At 54.7% G+C, this 2,464-nt stretch carries 3 protein-coding genes; all 3 read right to left on the reverse strand.

Annotated elements, in window-relative coordinates; genetic code table 11:
• The coding region (locus tag AC1DRN_RS29815; protein ID WP_477786916.1) for a hypothetical protein at positions 1–786 on the reverse strand (786 nt) is incomplete at its 3' end.
• Positions 787–790: 4 nt separating this feature from the next.
• Positions 791–1,780, reverse strand: a complete 990-nt coding sequence (locus tag AC1DRN_RS29820; protein ID WP_477786917.1) for a DUF6708 domain-containing protein — start codon at positions 1,778–1,780, stop codon at positions 791–793.
• Positions 1,780–2,464: hypothetical protein (locus tag AC1DRN_RS29825; protein WP_477786918.1), on the reverse strand; the 685-nt coding region annotated here is incomplete at its 5' end. The genes AC1DRN_RS29825 and AC1DRN_RS29820, both read right to left, overlap by 1 nt.

Consider the following 2,464-nt stretch of genomic DNA (forward strand, 5'->3'; position numbering starts at 1 on the left):
TTGTGTGGACGTCTGATGGGCATATACCAAAAAACGATTTCGTCCATGTATCTGGATTAGTCGTTCCAAATACGGGGCAGCAGCTGCCAATCCGATGGCTATTGAAAAGAGGGCGGATCCAGCTTGGGCAGCAGCACGCATGAAATATACTAGGGATAAAGAGTGGTTTTCTCGAAGATGGGCTTTTTTGGCGTCGGATAAATCAAAAACCATCCCGGCTGCTGGCGGCCCCCCCGCCAACACCCCCGCCATCAACTTCAACTGACTCCCCATCACCCGCCCGGCCTGGCGAATCGCCGTGTTATGACTTCGCTCGGCCAACCCCACCGCCACCGCCCCCAACTCCAGCCCGACCGCCGACACCGCGAGCATGGCGGCCGTCAGCTCGATGTACTCGCGCGTGCCTTTGTCCGCCTTTTCTGCCTTCAGCTTCAGGTTCCAGACCTCCAGCAAGGCCAGGGTGCTGCCCAAGCGCACTTCCAGCATGGGCCCGGCGGCGCCCGCGGCCAGCGAGTCGCCGAAGCTCTTGTGGGCGGCCAGGCTTATTTTCGCCTTGACCCCCTGGCTGAGCGGCATGGTCCTGCTTTCGAAATGCAGTTGCTCYCCCARWTGGCCCAGCCTCGCCTTGAACACYAGGGCCAGCGCGGTGTTGAGCGGGCCGTCCAGCCTGGACGCCGCGCTGCTTTGCAGCAGGCGGGTACCGAAGGTGTTGGTCAGCAGCACCGCGCCGCTGAGTCGGAGGGTGGGATTACTGAAACTCCAGTAATTGGCTGAATCGGATTTCATGGGATCAGCGGCCTGCATCCTCAATGGAACGAGGAAACCTTGGCTCGTAACACAACAGCAGGGACACCCAATGGCCACAGGCATGCACAAGGATCAACGGCAGTAACAGGCCATAGATCGGTACGAAGATCCATAGCTGAGGGATTTTTACGAACCGGCTGTCCAGTTGCCACACGGCCATGAAAGAGCGCCACGGCCAGGGGAATTTGCCGATGAGTTTTTTGGGTTTGGGCGCCGCTTCCGGACCCTCTTCCATGTAGCGCCGAATGTATTCCCAGAACGCCAAGAGTTCGGAGGCGTTACGGGTTGGCTTGCCCACGAAGGTGATTTCGAAGTCGTCCTTGAGATGGCCGTCGGCGTCACGGACGGAGTGGGTTTCTTTGTCCCATCCCAGCATGACGAAGCCTCCGGTGCCGTCCAGTTCGGACATCTTTGGGTTGATGCAGACTTCGGCGGTGTCCCAGTCCAAGGCGACAATGCCTCCCAGGTGTTTGGGGCGAAGCAGGTAGATCTTGCGGGTGACGCGGTTGAAGCGGACGATCAGGCGTCGGGCGGTGAATGCTTCGAGTCGCAAATAGGGGAAGATGTATTTAATGTACAAATACAGAGCGATTGTAGGTATGGCGGGAATGATCCACATAAATATATAGTCGACGGTATTCAGGTGATCACCGTTACCGAGAAATAATGATATGTAATTTCCGCCGATATAGTAAATTGTTGCAATGAGCATCCATATTAATAAAGCTCCCCCAATGCCGGGAATTAAAGTAATCAATCCGCGCTTTTCGTCGTTTGGTGTGCGCACATCAATATAGGTTAAATTATAGGCATACAGCGAATCGTTGTCCGAAATCGCTTGGGAAACCGGTTGCGTTACCCGGATGGGCGGCAGCTTTTCTTCGTTCGCTATTTGTTGGTCGGTTTCTCTCGCCAATGCTTCGTAATCAGTCGTCGCACGCCCGTCGTACATAAGCCATTCAAAAAAATACATTAGAGGGTCGCCTCGACAGCTCTGTGAAGGTTTTTTAGCTCTTGTTCTACGGATTCCGGGGTCCCTTTGTCTCGATCTTTTCGAAAAGTGCTATGGCTCAAGTAGTTCTGAAGCTCGTCGGGAAGAAATATCTCGAGCGCTACGGTGGCGGCGAAAATCACAATATTGATTCGTATACACCAGCGGAGCAGAAATGCCATCCTCAACGCTAATTGTGTGGATGTTTGATAAGTGTATATTAGAAAACGATTTCGCCCGTGTATTTTTATTAATCGTTCCAAATAGGGTGCTGCCACTGCTAGCCCTAAGGCTGTTGAAAATAGCGAGTTTCCTAATTGGGCTGTCGCTCGCGATAAATAGATAGCACTAAGGGATAAATTGTCATTCTTTACTTCACCAATTCCGTCATTTAAGTCAAAGGACATGCCGATCAGCGCCGCTCCCCCCGCCAACACCCCCGCCATCAACTTCAACTGACTCCCCATCACCCGCCCGGCCTGGCGAATCGCCGTGTTATGACTTCGCTCGGCCAACCCCACCGCCACCGCCCCCAACTCCAGCCCGACCGCCGACACCGCGAGCATGGCGGCCGTCAGCTCGATGTACTCGCGCGTGCCTTTGTCCGCCTTTTCTGCCTTCAGCTTCAGGTTCCAGACCTCCAGCAAGGCCAGGGTGCTGCCCAAG

This window comes from Pseudomonas sp. P5_B3 (genome assembly GCF_056400405.1).